Source organism: Niallia sp. MER 6, from assembly GCF_023714395.1.
Lineage (GTDB): Bacteria > Bacillota > Bacilli > Bacillales > Cytobacillaceae > Niallia.
In genome coordinates this window covers 179,650-195,793 of the sequence record NZ_JAMAUK010000004.1, presented here as the reverse complement: position 1 = coordinate 195,793, position 16,144 = coordinate 179,650, and the positions used below count along the sequence as shown (strand labels likewise).

Here is a 16,144-nt window from a genome sequence, read left to right as displayed (position 1 = left end):
GTACTCTCCTCCTAATCCCGAAGCTTTCTCCCTGTCAAATGCAAAAACACATCCTCCAGGCTTGGTGTTTCAATATTGACTGCAAGCACATTCACCTCGTGCTCCTCTGCCAGACGGAAGATATCTTTCAATAGCTGGATTTCCTTCGGCACAATTATAGTAATAGTTGATTGATTAATAGAGAGCTGCTGAACATTAGGCAGATTCCTTAACACCTCCACAAAGGGATGCTTAATCATTTCGACATGAATATTAATCGCTGTTTCTGCAGACAGGATATTTTTGATTTCCTCCTTTAAGCCTGAAGCGATAATCTTGCCATGATCCATAATGTACAACCGATTGCATAGGTATTCTACTTCCTCCATGTAATGGCTCGTATAAAGGACCGTAATATTCTTTTCATTGTTCAATCGCTTTACTGTCTCTAATATGTGATTTCTCGATTGAGGGTCAATGCCGACTGTCGGTTCATCCATTATGATAATTTCCGGCTCATGAATAAGGGCTACCCCGATATTTAGCCGTCTTTTCATTCCTCCGGAAAATGTCTTCACAAGGTCCTTCTGTCTGTCCTTCAATCCAATAATATCCAGCACTTCGTCCACCCTTGACTGCAGTACACTTTTAGGAATTTTGTGCATCTTGCCAAAAAAGATCAGGTTTTCTCTTGCCGTCAGCTCCATATACAAGGCGATTTCTTGCGGGACAACGCCAAGTATTTTGCGCAGCTTTTCCGGTGTCTTTAATATGCTTACATTATGCAGCCGAACATCACCGCCGCTTGGCGCAAGGAGGGAAGAAATCATCGAAATTGTCGTTGATTTCCCAGCACCATTCGGACCAAGAAGACCGACTGTCTCTCCCTTTTCCAAATACAAATTAACAGAATTGACCACTTTGTTATGTTTAAACTGTTTGGATAAATCAATCACTTCAAGCATTGTCATCATCCTTTCTAATGACAGCATAATGTTTTTACAAGTTTTTTCCTATACCTAAAGGTCATTTTATGTGCTGCTTACTAAGTGACTTAAGTCATTTTTTTCTCCATAAAAAAAACGTCCCTATTATATAGAGACGTTTTTTAGGCTGATTTAGCCTTTTGCCTGCATTTCCTTTGTTGGTCCAAGTACACCTGGAACAGGCAGGCCAGCTTGACGAAGCAGAACCGTCATTTGTCCTCTGTGATGAACTTGATGTTGAATCAGCAATCCAAGAACAGAACCTTTTGTCATCGGTTTTCCAAACTGGTCGACTGTTTCGCTAAGTGTTTCATCTGTTAAAGACTTTGCAGCTTCAGCGATATCAGCTGCAATCGTTTTGTAAGCTTGTACTATTTCAGCTGCAGTGATATTTTCTGCTTTTTTATCTGTAGCAGGTCTTACCTTAATACCGGCAACTCCTGCAAAAAAAGCAGGACTTGTAGCTAAATGCCAGCCAAGCCAGCCAAGTGTGCTGTGACCCTCAACAATTGCCTGACCTAGCTTCTCATCTGTAAGTGACTCTAATACTTGTACTGTTCCGTGAGCAGAAGCAGTCCAGTCTGCAATAATATCTTCTGTTTTTCTGTACATATAAACACCTCTTCAACATTTATGTAACACACTAAATCATCATAACATTTTTAGTTCTGTTAAACCAAAACTATGGCTATATAAGGTCATTTTTCACAGCAAAGATAGCCAATTGTGTTCTATCCCTTAGTTCAAGCTTCTGCAGGATTTGTGTAAGATGATTCTTTACCGTACCGACAGACAAAAACATATTTCCTGCAATTTCTTTATTTGTTTTCCCAAGTCCGACATGCTTAACGACTTCTATTTCTCTTTCTGTAAGGGTATCAATTAGGTCTGTCTGCATATAGGGTCTCGTTTCCTTCAGCAGCTTAGGCATGACCTTTGCTGCAACGTCCGCATGTATGCTCATGCCCCCAGCAAGACAGCTTTTAATGCTGTTAATAAGGGCAGCACTATCAGCGTTTTTCAGCAAAAACCCATTTGCTCCTTCTCGGAAAGCCTTAATTGCATACTCCTCATCATTGAAAGTAGTTAAGATTAGTATCTTAATATGCGGATAGCGCCCCCTTATTTGCTTTGTTGCTTCAAGTCCATCCATTACAGGCATGCGGACATCCATTAAGATAAGATCTATGGCAGGAACAGTTTCAAGCAAGCAGAGCGCCTCCTTGCCATTCTCCGCTTCAGCTGCCACCAAAATATCAGCATCCTGTTCAATTATCATTTTCAGTCCATTCCTGACAATTGCCTGGTCTTCTGCAATCATTACGTTAATCATTTTTTTATCTCCTCTGTCGGCAGACTTCCTGCCAAGATAAACTGTTGATTCAGCTGCTGGATGGCAAGCTTTCCTCCCGCTTCCTCCAGCCTTCTTGACATGTTGTCAAGACCGAACCCTTTGTGTATGGGATGCTTATGGTTAAAAGCATTTTTTATTTCAAATGTAAGGTGGCCGATTGGCGACACTCCAATTGAAATAAAAACATCTCTCGTGCTTCCATACTTCATTGCATTTGTCAGCCCTTCCTGGATCGTCCGATAAAGAACTGCATTTTTCATATTGCTGAGCTGTGCGTGAAGCGCTCCTTGTTTAGCTGTAAAATGAACATGGACAGCATTCTCACTTTCCAGCTTTTTGATTAAATGAACAAGTGCGGAAATCCCCTGAAGTTCCTCTGCCTGCATGAGGCGGACAGCTCTTCTCGTTTCCTCCAGACATTCAGAGGCTATTTCCTTAATGATGGAATAAGAACTGCCAGGAAGTTCTCGGCGCATTACTTCAACCTGCATAACAAGCGCTGTCAGCTTATGGCCAACAGCATCGTGCATTTCCCTTGCTATCATTGTTCTCTCTTCCGCTCTCGCAGTCCTTTCATTCTGAAAAGCTCTCCGCTTATGCACCCTGAAGTCATTTAATAAGGAGGCATATGCTTCTCTAATATGCCTATACTCTCTGTTCGTTTCGCCAAAATAGTAAAGCACGAGCCCTGCAAATCCATTTACAGCAAGCACAAGCAAGAGTGGATAATTATACAAAGCATATCCTGACAAGCAGTTCAAGCAGGAAATCACAAGGAGCGCCACACCGCTAATTCTTCCCGCCATCTCCTGATTCATTTCCAGTATGTAAAAGAAAGATAGTGCATAAAGGTAAAGAGGATTTTGGCCCTCTCCAAAAAAGATTAACCCTTGTATCCAAACGAGAAGAGCCAAATAGATAAAAACCTTTCTGCGAAGAAGGGGTAGAAGAAAATAAAGAGCAAGCAGGATGCTGCAGGAAAATAAATAGATGTAAAATACATTTTTGTTTTCATACGATGCAAATAGCGCCCCTGCCCACATAGAAATTAATAGCGCAAGCTTTACATAAAATGATTGCAATAAACTCTCTCCCATTCACGTAATCTACTGATAACTTACCAGATAATTCTTTTCATGGTCAATACTGGAACAAAAAGAAGGCTCTGCTTTTTTTGTTAAGCAGAGCCTTCCTTAAACATTATAACGCAGCATACCCAATATACAATACAAGCACAAGAGCGACTGCAAACTGCCCCCACAGGATTCTGACCTTTCTCTCCTGTTCAAGCCGGACCAATATCATCTCCATCATGCTGATGACCCAAAACCCGACAAGTGCCTTCAGCATGTACAGGGCAGTAAAAGTTTCTACACGAAACAGCATAATAGCACCGGAAACAATGATAAAGATATACAAAAGCCTTGCAATCATATGTACGATTTTTCTCGTTCTTTTTTGGTCTGTTTTTCTTAAAAACAAGACTGCAACAAAAAGAACTAATGTGAGCATCCATGAAATAAAGTGGATTTGGCCAAACATATGCCCACCTCCTTCTTTCATAGGATGCACGTTTCTTGCTGTTTATAAAATGGTTTCCGTCAAATCTTATCCAACCGTGTTGCGCAGCACACCGATTCCTTCTACTTCTATTTCTATCGTATCGCCAGCTTTCAAAAATCGCGGCGGTTTGAAGCCTTTGCCGACTCCAGCTGGTGTTCCAGTTGCAATCAAATCTCCTGGCTCAAGCGTCATGCCTTTTGATAAAACACTAATCACTTCTTCTATAGGAAAGATAAAGTGAGCTGTATTGGAATTTTGTCTGACTTCTCCATTGATTTTAGTCGAGATATTCAATTTGTTTGGATTTGAAATAGCTGATTTCTCCACAATTACTGGTCCAAGCGGTCCACTGCCATCCAAGCTTTTTCCGATGAAAAACTGCTTATGCCTTGCCTGCAAATCCCTTGCGGTAATATCATTAAGAATCGTATAGCCAAACACGTACTCCAACGCCTTATCCTGTGGAATCGCCTTACCCTTTTTACCGATGACTACGCAAAGCTCTCCTTCATAGTCCAGTTGCTCTGATACATCTGAATGATCAGGAACTGTTTCATCTGGTCCGATTACAGTAGTCGGGGCTTTCGTAAACACCATCACATGCTCAGGTATATCATCCTTACTCCCCATCTCAATTGCATGCTCCTCATAATTCTTCCCTACACAAAATATATTTTTCCTTGGTGTTGGTATTGGTGCAAGGAGCTTCACTTCATCCAATTCAACTAAATTGCTGCTGTTCTCATTGGCCCAATTAGTCGCCTCTCTTGCTTTATCAATAAAGTCATTTCCCATCTCTATACATTGAATCAAGTCATCTGGAAAAGGACGGCTGCCTGTTCTCTGTTCTTCTGCATCATTAAGCGGAATTATCGTTTTATTCTTCTCATTTAAAACCGCAACAACTTGTCTGCCTTGCAGTAATACTGTCGCAAACTTCATACTATCTCCATCCCTTTGCAAAAGATTTATAGTTTAATATTTATGTTAATTATAAACTTTCAGATAATACTATTCAAATCTATCACATTAAAGTGGAGCAACAGGCATAGGCCAACCTTGCTGTTGAATAGGCTAAAAAGAGAGAAGGCTAACAACTGCTGGGCTAATGTATCACACTCCACAGAACCCCCACATAGAATGTTAAGAATCTTATGTAAAGGATGTTGATTATGCCAGCTATTGTAGGAGTCGCACAGGTTATTTCCATAGGAAGCAGCTCCATCTTTAATATTGGCGATGTCTATAAAATCATGCCGATTTCTAATGCCAAAACATTCTCTGGTTCCGGTTCCTTCAACACTGGTGATGGGTTGAATATAACTAACTACCGAAGTGCCACGAACACAACAGACAATGATGGCATTGATCAAGGAAATTTCCTGAATGCTTAAATTGATTTTCTGACTTTGAAAAAGGTGATAATGATGAATTTTTTCATTCAACAATCTATAACAATAAACACCATAAAAATCGGCGGTATTACAAACTCTTCCGTTTTTCAGATTGGCAGCTCTGGTATCATAAAGCCTAATTCTTATCTATATAATACCGGAGGCTTCACCGAGGCTGCTCCAAGTCCCGTTGAAGAATCAGAGCCGTTTACTGGTGTTAATGTGGCAGACGACAGTGTCGTCATGTCACCTTCTGTTCCATTGACAGCACCTTAAAGACAGATGAAGGAGGTACGAAGGATGTCCCAACAATTCTACCATTATGGCGATCAGATGCAATCCTATCTGCAATACCTGGAAAAAAGAATCGTATCATTGGAGCAAGCTGTCACCGAAATGACCAAAGAAATAACCGAACTGAAAAACAGGCCTTCCGTTCGAGTCGATCGCATTGAATACAGCTTTGATCAGCTAAAAGTGGAAACATTGGATGGGACGCTGAACATCGGTTTAAATCCAGCAGATTTGCAAAAAATCGAAGAACTGGCAATTAATCCAGGTAATTCTGTTCAGCCTGGCGGTCCTTTATATCCAATAGACCCTAAACAAATGATGACAAGATCGATGGAACTGGAAGAAACACTCCTCTCCTATATCCAGCTTGAGCTTCCTGAGATAATTGTCCAAAAACAAGCCGAACTAGGCTTGGAGGAGGATGAAGCTTATATTTCCTTCATTCAGGAAGATGTTACAAAGCAGCTGCCTACAAGAATCCAATATTATTTACAGCAAAGAACCGGCGGTGAAAAAGCAGAGGATACACAACAGCAAAATGAAACGATTATAGAAGCATTAAAGCAGGAAATTGAAAATGGTGTCAAAATATTCTTAAGCAATATTCCAGACAATATGAAGGGAAGGAACAAGGAATGAACTTTCAGGTTTATAATAGAGAGCTGGCAGTTGGTGATATTAAAATCATCGGTGTATCAAGTTCATCTGTCTGCATTGTCGGCGACGTTCAGACAATTCAGCTTGCGTCCACTTTTGACACACCTGCAGAATCACTGATTATCGGACCATTTGTCCCTTTGTTCCCTAAAGGATAAATATGCTTACAAGGACTTCTGTTGTTAATCATATACGTCTAAATATAGCATCATTTTCATCTACACTAGAATTTGGTGATATCTCTTTTTATCAAGCGTTTTCGAGGGCACTTGCTGTACAACGAGAGAAGAAGATTTTCTTCGGCGGAGAAGGTTCCTTTGACCAATATCCGATTTTTTCCGAACCAATTCCCATTCCTCCTATCACTGAGAGCATCAATATAATGTACCATCAAATAAAGCCGGTTATTAAAGTGAAAAACCTTGATATTACTGCCGTCTCAGCCTCATCCCTGCTTCAAGTCGGAAGCACCCGTCATATTTATGCAGAAACGAGGATAAAGCATATAAGACAGCTAGAGAATCACTCTGAGGAGTTAAATAATCAAACTATCATCCCCCTTGAGGAAATACATTCATCACCTGGAACCGCTATTGTTAACGGCAGATGATTTTTTTGGTGCCAGGCTACTATATAAATAAAGGAGGAGGTTCTTTTGCCTGCTATTGTAGGACCTGTTCAAATTGTTAACGTCGGAGAAGGGATTGTTCAATTCGGTGATTCCTTGTTTATTTCCCCAAAGGGAAATTCGAAAGTCTCTTTAGGTTCCGGGGCATCAAACACTGGAGCATTTATTATTACCAACAATGGATTAAGCGCAACGAATTATGTAGACACAAGTCTGCTTGACCAGCCGACAACAGCCAATAACTGACAGACAAAGGGAAGAAGCCTCATTTTCTCCCTCTTCTGTCCTTTGATTTTTTCACCTTCTGCAATTTTGTAGAAGGCTGTTTTTTTATCCAAGCCAAATACTTCGCTATCTTAGGATCATCTTGCAGCAATTCAACCTTGTTCAATCTTACTGCCAGCTCTTCATTTGTATACAGTGCATGGATTTGTTTATGGCAAGGAATGCATAAATCAGCTGTGCCTAAGAATGCCCCGCCCATTTCCCGAGGTGTTAAATGATGGGCTGTCGTCTCTACATCTTCTCTTAAACATAACTCACATGTTCCAATTTTTTTATTCGCTTTTGCCATTTTTCTTCCCTCCTGCCTATTAGCATGTGATTTCTTACCCCAATAAATTAGCAATTCATAAAAAAACTAATAATAAAGGCTGCCCGATATAATTCGGACAGCCTTTTTGTCTTACATCGGTAAGATATTCGCTCCATCAAAGAAGAATAAATATTTTTCATCGATTTTTTTCTTAAGAATTTTCTCCAGTGAATCAGCATACAAGTCAATTTGAACACGATAGCGCGCTTCTAATACTGGCTTGGCCTCCATATATCCGCCTTTAAACCGGTCTAGAATAGAATCTGTCTTATAATCAAGCAGCACTGTGCCTTTTTCATCCTCAAAATAGACGTCGATGATACCTTGGACTAAAACTGGCTCGTTCTCTCCTTGCCAATCCTTATACACAGAGCTTGACGGATAGGCAATGTTGAATGGAATCTCACGAACAAGCTTTTTTGCATTACGCATGCGCTCTCCAAGTTCTGACCGGAAGAAGGAGACAATCTGCCCTGCTTCAATTGCCTCTGCTTGTTCTGGTGTCAGAAGCTCCTTTGTCTGCATTTCATCAACAAGCTGCCTGATACTGTCTTCTGTTATAGCTTCATCCAATCGGATATGCTGCATCACCATATGCATGGCTGTTCCTTTTTCTGCAGGACTCAGCTTTTTCTCCTGCATAAACTTCGGTCTGTTCCAAATCGTTTTGCGACGTGGCTGAATTTCTGTGCCGCTTTGTTCATCCAACCGTTCACTTTGCCTTTTCAACTCGGACACGGACTGTTTGGAACGATATAATGTGCCATGCGGGTACAAATACTTCCAGGCGAGAGTTTTTTGGATTTGCTCTTTATATTCAGAGGAAATGTCCATCACTTTTCCGCTTGTCACCTTTTCCAGCCAGCTCTCTTGTTCTTCCAAATCGTCTACAGTAAGTTTAAGAATATCTTCTTTTTGAAGAATTCGGATTTCCCATGCTGAAGGATGGACAGACACTTCTCCTTTTTCCATCCATGTTTCCAGATGTATGCCAGATGCATCCTTATGTCTTACAAGGGCTGGCCCAATCCAATCTAAATAAGAGCGGGCAGATGCTCTGTCGAACTCATTTAACAGCCAATTGGAATGTCCAGCAGCTTGTGCCCATTTTTGTTTAGACTTCTCGATATCCTTAACAGAGCCGATCAGCACTAATTTTTCCTTCGCTCTTGTCAGCGCTACGTATAGCACCCGCATTTCCTCTGCTAAAAGCTCCATTCGCTTCTTCTTCGTAAATGCTATTTGTGCAAGAGACGGGTAAGAGATTCGTTTTTGAGCATGAATATACTTTGTCGCAAACCCGAGATCTTTATCAAGCAGGAACGGCTTGCGCAAATCCATTGTGTTGAATTCTCTACCAATGCCAGCAAGGAAAACAAACGGAAATTCCAGTCCCTTGCTGCTGTGGATTGTCATGATTCGGACAACATCTTCCTGCTCTGTTAAGGCCCTGGCTGCCCCCAGGTCATTCCCTCTGTCTCTCATCCGTTCAATAAACCGTAAAAAGCGGAAAAGCCCGCGGAAAGAGGTTGCCTCGTATTGACGGGCCCGGTCAAACAATGCCCGCAAGTTAGCCTGGCGCTGATTGCCTCCAGGCAATCCGCCGACAAAATCATAAAAATGCGTATCTCTATAGAGCCTCCAAATCAAATCTGACAAAGCTCCACGCCTTGCCTCTGTTCTCCATTCATTCAATAATTCAAAGAATGGTGCAAGCATCTCCTGCAAGGCGTCATTTTTGTTAACACTCATATATGCTTTAACAGCATCATAGAATGCTCCTTGCTTCTTTTCAATTCTAATTCTGCTCAAGTCTTCTTCTGTTAACCCGACTATAGGGGAACGGAGCACAGCAGCCAACGGAATATCTTGATATGGATTGTCTATTACTTTAAGCAATGACATCATGATGTTGACTTCCGTTGATTCGAAATAGCCTGTCGTCAAATTAGCATATGTCGGAATATTAAATTGCTTTAATTCTTCCATGATGGCTGGCGCCCATGTCATCGAACGAAGCAGAATCACCATATCCTTATACATAGCTGGACGGTACGATTTCGTTTTTGCATCATATACTTCCTGCTTGTGATCGAACAGCTCTCTTATTTTTTGGGCAATCACCCGTGCTTCAAGCTGAGACTGCTCCATTTCCTGTGCATCGAATTCACCAGTCTCTCCGTCACCTTCTTCAGTCGTGGCTGCAGAATTTTGGTTAACAAGAGCCAATTCAATTGGAAAAGCAGCATCCTCTGGATAAGCAGCTCCCTTTGCCAACTCAGCATCTTTGTCATATTCAATTTCGCCGACTTTGACCCCCATTATCTGCTTGAACAGATAGTTTGTACCGTCCAAAACCTCTTTTCTGCTTCGGAAATTTCTGGCAAGGTCAATCTTATAGCCTGTATTCTCATCTGCTTGATAACGATTATATTTAGATAAAAACAGGTTTGGTTCTGCAAGCCGGAATCGATAGATAGATTGTTTTACATCGCCAACCATAAACAGATTTCCCGCTGTTTCACTGTCTGCCGTAACAAGCTGCAATATGGACTCCTGCACCATGTTGACATCCTGATACTCATCTATCAGCACTTCCTTAAACTGCTTGCGGTATTGCACTGCTGCCACAGACGGCACAAGCTCTTTTGCTTCAGGCTCACGTAAAATCTCCAAACAGTAATGCTCTAAGTCAGCAAAATCGACTAAGCCTTTTTCCGATTTCATTCTTTGGAAACGATCGGAGAAGGAAGCTACAAGTCTCGTCAATGTTTCCACATGGACTTTCATTTCTCGCATGTCTTTTATAAAACCTTCAGGCAGCCTGCCGAATAATTCACTCTGCAGCTCCTGCAATATTTTTTTCGCTCTATCTCTGACCTTTTGGGCTTCTTCAATTAAAGCAGGATCATACTCATCCCCTTTGCATGCCTTAGCTCTTGAGAATTTCAATGTTTGCATCGCGTCATACATCGTTTTCCATGAGTCGTCTTTCGCCTTTTGAATAATGTCCAAAAGATGTAAATCATCAACAAAATTGCCCGCTCTTGGCGCAGGACCGAAAGGACGCTTCGTCAATTCTAATCCATATTCCAAAAGCTGCCGAACTCCGTCCAATTGAAGCCCTATATCTGCAAGCAGCTCTTTTGCAAATGGAAGGTCTTCAATTGCCGCCGTTTCCTCGATGTCATACATATTTGCTAAAGACTCCAAATACGCCGACGGAGAAGGATTTGCCCGTGAAAAATCATACACTTCCTGTATGATTTTCTGAAGTGCATCATCACTTCTATCATTTGTGAAGGCATCAACTAAATCAAAAAATGCCGAATTTTCACTTTGTCCATATTCTTCCTCAAATAAATCTTCCACACATTCATCCCGCATCAATTGTGCTTCTGTCTCATCAGCAATGCGAAAGCCAGGGTCCAGGTCAATCATATAATAATATTTGCGGATTACTTCTAAGCAAAAAGAATGAATAGTTGATATATGGGCCTTATTCAATAGAACTAATTGTTTTTTCAAGTGCTGTGATTTTGGATTAGCATTTATCTCCTTTTCAAGCACATCTCCAATACGATGCTTCATTTCTGCCGCTGATGCATTAGTAAATGTAACAACAAGCAGCTCATCAACATTTATTGGATTATCAGAAACAATCTTGCGTATCATTCTTTCTACAAGAACGGCTGTTTTTCCTGATCCTGCCGCAGCTGCCACTAAAATATCATTTCCGCTCAAGCTGATTGCTTTCCATTGATCATCTGTCCAGGTCGCATCAAGCGGTTTCGGCGGTATATCAATACTCTTCATGTGTGTTTGCCTCCTTTCTGATCAAATCAAGTGCTTCTTCCTTCGAGAAGGTTTGCAGCTTTCGATATTGGTTTGATTCAAGACCTTCATCGAACTGACAGACAGACTTGAATGAACAAAATGTACATGGTGATTTTTCTTTTAATTGATACGGAGAAATATCAACATTGCCGCCAATTATTTTATTGCCTGTTTCCACATATTTATGGCGAACAAATTTCTGAAGGGAATAAAAGTCCTCCCTGCTTGCAACTTTAGAACGTTTCGTTAATGTTCCGTCTGTTTTCACACCTGCTGGAACAATAGGTGAATCGCCTTTTTCAAGACTGCCGTCCATCAGCTTAATAACTTCCTCTTTTCCAAGCATTAATCCATTCATCTTAAACTTTTTAAACAATTCCTCTTCGATTTCATCAAGCGTCAAGATTTTCTTGCTGCTCAAGATTGGATTATGGACATGGAAGTATAGCACTCCTGCAGGATTTGCTTCTTTATCAACAAGAATGCTGCTGTTGGAAATAATCAAATCTAAATATGTCAGCATTTGCAAAGACAGGCCGTAATATACTTCATTCATATTGAGTTCATGTGCACTTGATTTATAATCGATTACACGCAAATATACTTCATTATCAAGCTCAGCTTTGTCAACACGGTCAATCCTGCCGACAAGCTCCATTTTCGTGCCATTCTTTAACGAAAAGGCCATTGGCGGAAGCTTGCCTTTCGGCCCAAATTCCAGCTCCAAATCAATCGGTGCAAAGCCGCTGTATTTGGCATGCTCGCTCAGGATGAAAGAAGCTCTGCTAATAATCTGCTCCAGCTTTCTCTTAATATAGTGATGTCTGTTTGTGCTCAGCAATATCTCATTTTGCAATTTAGGAGCAAGCATTTCGACAGCATCTTTTGCTAGAACCTCACATTGCTGTCTCGTCAAATCCGACCACATCATATTTTCATGAAGCACTGTTTCAGCAATATATTTCAAGGCAGCATGAAATAAGTCTCCAATAGCAGGCGCCTCAAGTCTGTACACTTGTCTCTCTCTAAGCTTTAAGCCATGTGTGGCAAAATGAGAAAACGGACATGACTGGAACAATTCCATCCGTGAAACACTCGCTGTTATGCTTTCCCCATATAAATCGCTGCTCGTTTCTTCTGTGAGCTCACTCGTCCTGTTTTGATAGGTTAAGCTTGAGAACACTTTTTTCGCGATTGGCTGGAATTTAGGGTCTTCTATATAGGTGTTATAAACATCCCACCAAAAATCATAAATTTGGTAATTTCTTTTCTTCAGCTGCAGCTGGCCATTTAAGTAAGACAAGCTTGTTCTCATATCAACTGCATAATCGAGCTGTCCGAGACTGGAAAGATCCTTAGGATCAGCCATAAAGTAGAGCGTTTTTGCTTCTGGCACAAAATCGCGCATCCGTTTTACATACACAGATGGCAGCAGAGATTTGCCTTCATCATTTGCCAGCGGGTATGTTAAATACAATCTGTCAGACGGTGTTGTAAATGCTTTGTATGCAAGAAACTCTTCATCAAGCAATCTAGTTTTGCTTGTAGGTGCTAGCTTCATTCCAGCTTCTACAAGACTTTCCCTGTCACTGTCTGCAAAAATCCCTTCATCTGTAAACTTGGCAGGAAAAACCCCTTCATTCATCCCGATAACAAAGGCAGCCTTTATGGTGCCAAGCCTGGAGTTCTCAAGATCAGCAATAAGCACCTGATCTATTGCTGGCGGAACTAAAGAAAACTTAAGGGTATCAAGCCCAGCATCCAATATGGTCGCAAATTGTTTTCTTGCTATCTCCTCGTCTCCTAAAATCTCAACAAATTGATCGAGAAGGTCTATGATGCTGTTCCACGCTTGGTCGTGTTCACCTGCTTTAACAAGCTCCCCCTGCTCTTCAAGCTCCACTTTCCATAATTCCATTTTTTCTGGAACCTCTAGTTCTTCCAAGTAGAGATATAGAGCCTCACATTTTGCTCTTCCTGATTTTGCTCTCTTCAGCCTGGTGGCCAGCCGTGTAATCGGTGCAGCCAATGAAAGGCGAAGCTCATTCAGCTCCTGCTCCATTTGTCTTTCACTGTCTGTCTGTACCCCTTGATCCCATTCTAGCCCTTGAAATCTTCTATATTTCCAGCGTTCCTTGCTCGTCCATTTTTCTCCCTTTATTCCATATGCTAAGCAGTAGTTTTCTAGCTTGTCCACATTTTCTCTGATGTTGCGCTTTTGCATATGCATTGGAAACAGCAGCTCTGTCTTAATTGCCCTGAAAACAGGCTCGTACCGCCAGTTTGTTTCTATTATTTCCAAGGTAGAGCGAATCAGCTCGACAAGCGGATGGAAATGCATCGTTCTTTTCTGGTCAATAAAAAAAGGAATTTCATAATCGGCAAAGATAGTTTCTATTATATTTTGGTATTCTACCGTATTCCGGGATAAGAGACTAATATCACGATAGCGGTAGCCGTTTTTTCTAATAAGCTTTTTAATTTCCCGAGCAATGCCCTCTATTTCTGCCCTCGGATTAACGCTTTCTGCAAACAACACAGCACTTTCTCCAAAAAACGGGAGAGCTGGCCTGCTGTCAAAATGTGCCTCGATATGTTGAAGGGAGTGGTGCATATTTTTATGCACTTCAGCAAAATTTTCCTCCTCTACTTCCACACCGATTTGTCTTGCCATTTCATAAACAGTTGCGTAAGTTTCCTTTGACATCCGGAAAAGGTCTAATTCATCTGCAAAACTGTTTCGGTCAGGCTTGTCCATAGTAAAAGTAATCGTTACATTCTCACAAACCTGGATAAGCTCCTGAATAATTAAATATTCCTGCGGTGTAAAGCTGTAGAAACCGTCAATGTAAACTTCTGCTTTCTTTAAATATTCAGAGCTGTTGATTTTCTCTGCAAGGAGGCGGAAATAATCTTCTCCATCAATATACTTGCCCAGCATATTTTCCTCGAAGCTTTGATAAATAATTTCCAAATCATGCAGTTTGTCCAAAAGAGCCTTGTCGCCATCTCCAGCTCCCTCTATGTCTTGCTGCCTGCTGTCAAGCTCCTCTGGTGTAACGCAATATCTTCTGAATTCTGTTACAAGCTGTTCGACTTGTCCAATAAAGCCGTTCTTGTCTGCCACCTTCTTAAACAGGAACAACTCTTCTTTCTTTTCTTCGATAATGCTGCGGATGAGCATGCTGATTCCGACGCTGTTAATATGCTGTCTCGAGATGCCTCCAGTCTCCTGCAAAACCCTCCACGCAAGTCTTGTAAAGCTGTAAACTTGGGCACGGAACATGCCGCCAAGCCCTTCGCTCGCAGCCAAGCTTTGGTCTGACAGAAATGTCATTTGATCTGGCACTAAGTAAATAATTGGATTGCCTTCAGGATCTGCGAACAGTTTCTCCCGAATCGAATCTATACAAAAGGCAGTCTTTCCGCTGCCTGATCGTCCGGATAATAATCTAACAGACATAATTGCCTCCTCGAACTTAATTTCTCTCTTTATAATATCATAGAAACAAACGTTTCCGTATGAAAGAGTACTTGGATTCCACTTGCCAATATTTTCACGGTTATTCCATAAAAAAAAGGCTCTAAAAGAGCCCATTCTTAAAAGGAAAATTGAGTATCACGGAGCGGCCAGTAACGTAAAGAAACTTTGCCGACTACCTGATCGATATTTATAAAACCAAAATGTCTGCTGTCCCAGCTGCCCAGCCGATTATCACCGAGCACAAACAGCTTTCCTTTCGGCACTGCTTGTTCTCCAGTAATTTCCTCAAGGGTAAAATCCCCTGTCAGCTTTCCAGCACTTACTTGACTACGGTAAGCATCCAAAAAATTCTCTTCATATTTTTTTCCGTTAATATACAGGTGATCATCCTTATACTCAATCTTATCCCCTGGAACACCTATCACCCTTTTTACATAGTCTTCTTTATCATTCGCGTGGAAAACAATCACATCAAAATGATGAAAATCACTGACTTTATAGCCAATCTTATTAACGACTAATTTATCTCCATCCTGCAATGTAGGCATCATCGATTCGCCCTCAACCACATAATTGGAGAAAAAGAATGCGCGAATGATAACAAAGATGATGATTCCGATAGCAAATGCTTTAATCCATTCTATGCTTTCTCTTTTTATTGCTTCTTTCAAATGCTATCTCCTCCATGCATTGTTTGGAACATTAATTTCCATGTTCTCTTTCTCTTTCTTTTTCTGCCGTAACATTCATTCTTGCCTCGACTCTTTTTCCTACATACCATAGGATAAAAATCGCGATTGCAACTGGAATTGTCCGTATCGGATGTGTAATCATCGACTTCAAGTCATAACCAATAAAGCTTATGGTGCTGATCATGACTAGCTTGCCTGCCACAACAGCAAGAAAATATTGTTTTACACGGATACGGGAGAGACCTGCCACAATATTTACTAAAGCCGACGGGGTGAAAGGAAAACACAGCAAGATAAACAGCGGTCCAAACCCATGTCTCTCTATCCAAACCATGAGCTTTTGCACTTTTTTATGGTTACGAATAAAGCGCAAAAGCCTCTTTTGTCCATATTTTCTAACAAGCAAAAATACGAGCAGCGCCCCTCCGCAAGTTCCTATCCATGAAAACAGGAAGCCGAGCCAAAACCCAAAGGCATTCACATTTGCCAAAATGAACAAAAATAGCGGCAGAAAAGGGACAAACGATTCTAGTAAAGGCAGCAAAATGCCTGGCAACGGACCGAACGCCCGGTAGCTCTCTATTAATTGCATGATATTATCTAGTGTAAACCATTCTTTTATTGTAGCTATATCCATAAACGAAAACTCCTTGGCATATCATTTCAAGCAGGTTTATGTTT

The 16,144-nt window shown here is 41.2% G+C and carries 17 protein-coding genes; 6 read left to right on the top strand and 11 right to left on the bottom strand.

Features of this window, described 5'->3' with window-relative positions; genetic code table 11:
- Positions 1-11 precede the first annotated feature (11 nt).
- The 6 genes from M3600_RS07900 to M3600_RS07875 form a co-directional block, all read right to left on the bottom strand.
- Positions 12-944 carry an ABC transporter ATP-binding protein gene (locus M3600_RS07900; RefSeq protein WP_233316666.1) on the bottom strand — a complete coding sequence of 311 codons (933 nt, stop codon included), beginning with the start codon at positions 942-944 and terminating at the stop codon, positions 12-14.
- A gap of 153 nt (positions 945-1,097) precedes the next feature.
- Positions 1,098-1,577 (bottom strand): DinB family protein, encoded by a 480-nt coding sequence (locus tag M3600_RS07895; RefSeq protein ID WP_251645272.1) that lies wholly within the window; start codon positions 1,575-1,577, stop codon positions 1,098-1,100.
- Positions 1,578-1,653: 76 nt separating this feature from the next.
- Complete coding sequence (locus M3600_RS07890) at positions 1,654-2,298, bottom strand: response regulator transcription factor (RefSeq protein WP_233316664.1); 645 nt, start codon at positions 2,296-2,298, stop codon at positions 1,654-1,656.
- On the bottom strand, positions 2,295-3,401 hold the full coding sequence (locus tag M3600_RS07885) for a sensor histidine kinase (RefSeq protein ID WP_233316663.1): 1,107 nt from the start codon (positions 3,399-3,401) through the stop codon (positions 2,295-2,297). The genes M3600_RS07890 and M3600_RS07885 overlap by 4 nt, the downstream gene beginning before the upstream one ends.
- A 118-nt stretch (positions 3,402-3,519) precedes the next feature.
- Positions 3,520-3,861, bottom strand: a complete 342-nt coding sequence (locus M3600_RS07880; RefSeq protein WP_233316662.1) for a YisL family protein — start codon at positions 3,859-3,861, stop codon at positions 3,520-3,522.
- A gap of 66 nt (positions 3,862-3,927) precedes the next feature.
- Positions 3,928-4,824, bottom strand: a complete 897-nt coding sequence (locus M3600_RS07875; RefSeq protein WP_237940907.1) for a fumarylacetoacetate hydrolase family protein — start codon at positions 4,822-4,824, stop codon at positions 3,928-3,930.
- Between the two features lie 230 nt (positions 4,825-5,054).
- Here M3600_RS07875 and M3600_RS07870 point away from each other — a divergent pair, with 230 nt between their 5' ends.
- Genes M3600_RS07870 through M3600_RS07845 form a run of 6 tightly spaced genes read left to right on the top strand, consistent with a single transcriptional unit; the run spans position 5,055 to position 7,101 of the window.
- Positions 5,055-5,276: a spore germination protein gene (locus tag M3600_RS07870; protein ID WP_144451981.1), complete on the top strand. Its 222-nt coding sequence runs from the start codon at positions 5,055-5,057 to the stop codon at positions 5,274-5,276.
- A gap of 33 nt (positions 5,277-5,309) precedes the next feature.
- Complete coding sequence (locus tag M3600_RS07865) at positions 5,310-5,552, top strand: spore germination protein GerPB (protein WP_233316803.1); 243 nt, start codon at positions 5,310-5,312, stop codon at positions 5,550-5,552.
- A gap of 24 nt (positions 5,553-5,576) precedes the next feature.
- Positions 5,577-6,209 (top strand): spore germination protein GerPC, encoded by a 633-nt coding sequence (gene gerPC / locus M3600_RS07860; protein WP_233316660.1) that lies wholly within the window; start codon positions 5,577-5,579, stop codon positions 6,207-6,209.
- On the top strand, positions 6,206-6,385 hold the full coding sequence (locus M3600_RS07855) for a lipocalin/fatty acid-binding family protein (RefSeq protein WP_233316659.1): 180 nt from the start codon (positions 6,206-6,208) through the stop codon (positions 6,383-6,385). Before gerPC ends, M3600_RS07855 begins: the two co-directional genes overlap by 4 nt.
- A 2-nt stretch (positions 6,386-6,387) precedes the next feature.
- Positions 6,388-6,837 (top strand): spore germination protein GerPE, encoded by a 450-nt coding sequence (locus M3600_RS07850; RefSeq protein ID WP_233316658.1) that lies wholly within the window; start codon positions 6,388-6,390, stop codon positions 6,835-6,837.
- Positions 6,838-6,882: 45 nt separating this feature from the next.
- Positions 6,883-7,101 carry a spore germination protein gene (locus M3600_RS07845; RefSeq protein WP_233316657.1) on the top strand — a complete coding sequence of 73 codons (219 nt, stop codon included), beginning with the start codon at positions 6,883-6,885 and terminating at the stop codon, positions 7,099-7,101.
- 19 nt (positions 7,102-7,120) lie between these two features.
- Here the strand turns inward: M3600_RS07845 and M3600_RS07840 are convergent, their stop codons facing one another.
- The 5 genes from M3600_RS07840 to M3600_RS07820 all read right to left on the bottom strand — a co-directional run bounded on the left by M3600_RS07840 (position 7,121) and on the right by M3600_RS07820 (position 16,100).
- On the bottom strand, positions 7,121-7,429 hold the full coding sequence (locus M3600_RS07840; protein ID WP_233316656.1) for an HNH endonuclease: 309 nt from the start codon (positions 7,427-7,429) through the stop codon (positions 7,121-7,123).
- Positions 7,430-7,540: 111 nt separating this feature from the next.
- Positions 7,541-11,266: a helicase-exonuclease AddAB subunit AddA gene (gene addA / locus M3600_RS07835; protein ID WP_251645270.1), complete on the bottom strand. Its 3,726-nt coding sequence runs from the start codon at positions 11,264-11,266 to the stop codon at positions 7,541-7,543.
- A complete protein-coding gene (gene addB / locus M3600_RS07830; protein ID WP_251645267.1) occupies positions 11,253-14,750 on the bottom strand; it encodes a helicase-exonuclease AddAB subunit AddB in 3,498 nt (1,165 codons plus the stop codon). Before addB ends, addA begins: the two co-directional genes overlap by 14 nt.
- A gap of 137 nt (positions 14,751-14,887) precedes the next feature.
- Positions 14,888-15,442 (bottom strand): signal peptidase I, encoded by a 555-nt coding sequence (gene lepB / locus M3600_RS07825; protein WP_233316653.1) that lies wholly within the window; start codon positions 15,440-15,442, stop codon positions 14,888-14,890.
- A gap of 31 nt (positions 15,443-15,473) precedes the next feature.
- Positions 15,474-16,100: a TVP38/TMEM64 family protein gene (locus M3600_RS07820; protein WP_233316652.1), complete on the bottom strand. Its 627-nt coding sequence runs from the start codon at positions 16,098-16,100 to the stop codon at positions 15,474-15,476.
- Between the last annotated feature and the right edge of the window lie 44 nt (positions 16,101-16,144).

Coding starts and splice junctions, on each gene's coding strand:
- M3600_RS07900 (WP_233316666.1), bottom strand. CDS start 944: ATGCTTGAAGTGATTGATTTATCCAAACAGTTTAAACATAACAAAGTG.
- M3600_RS07895 (WP_251645272.1), bottom strand. CDS start 1,577: ATGTACAGAAAAACAGAAGATATTATTGCAGACTGGACTGCTTCTGCT.
- M3600_RS07890 (WP_233316664.1), bottom strand. CDS start 2,298: ATGATTAACGTAATGATTGCAGAAGACCAGGCAATTGTCAGGAATGGA.
- M3600_RS07880 (WP_233316662.1), bottom strand. CDS start 3,861: ATGTTTGGCCAAATCCACTTTATTTCATGGATGCTCACATTAGTTCTT.
- M3600_RS07875 (WP_237940907.1), bottom strand. CDS start 4,824: ATGAAGTTTGCGACAGTATTACTGCAAGGCAGACAAGTTGTTGCGGTT.
- M3600_RS07870 (WP_144451981.1), top strand. CDS start 5,055: ATGCCAGCTATTGTAGGAGTCGCACAGGTTATTTCCATAGGAAGCAGC.
- M3600_RS07865 (WP_233316803.1), top strand. CDS start 5,310: ATGAATTTTTTCATTCAACAATCTATAACAATAAACACCATAAAAATC.
- gerPC (WP_233316660.1), top strand. CDS start 5,577: ATGTCCCAACAATTCTACCATTATGGCGATCAGATGCAATCCTATCTG.
- M3600_RS07855 (WP_233316659.1), top strand. CDS start 6,206: ATGAACTTTCAGGTTTATAATAGAGAGCTGGCAGTTGGTGATATTAAA.
- M3600_RS07850 (WP_233316658.1), top strand. CDS start 6,388: ATGCTTACAAGGACTTCTGTTGTTAATCATATACGTCTAAATATAGCA.
- M3600_RS07840 (WP_233316656.1), bottom strand. CDS start 7,429: ATGGCAAAAGCGAATAAAAAAATTGGAACATGTGAGTTATGTTTAAGA.
- addA (WP_251645270.1), bottom strand. CDS start 11,266: ATGAAGAGTATTGATATACCGCCGAAACCGCTTGATGCGACCTGGACA.
- addB (WP_251645267.1), bottom strand. CDS start 14,750: ATGTCTGTTAGATTATTATCCGGACGATCAGGCAGCGGAAAGACTGCC.
- M3600_RS07820 (WP_233316652.1), bottom strand. CDS start 16,100: ATGGATATAGCTACAATAAAAGAATGGTTTACACTAGATAATATCATG.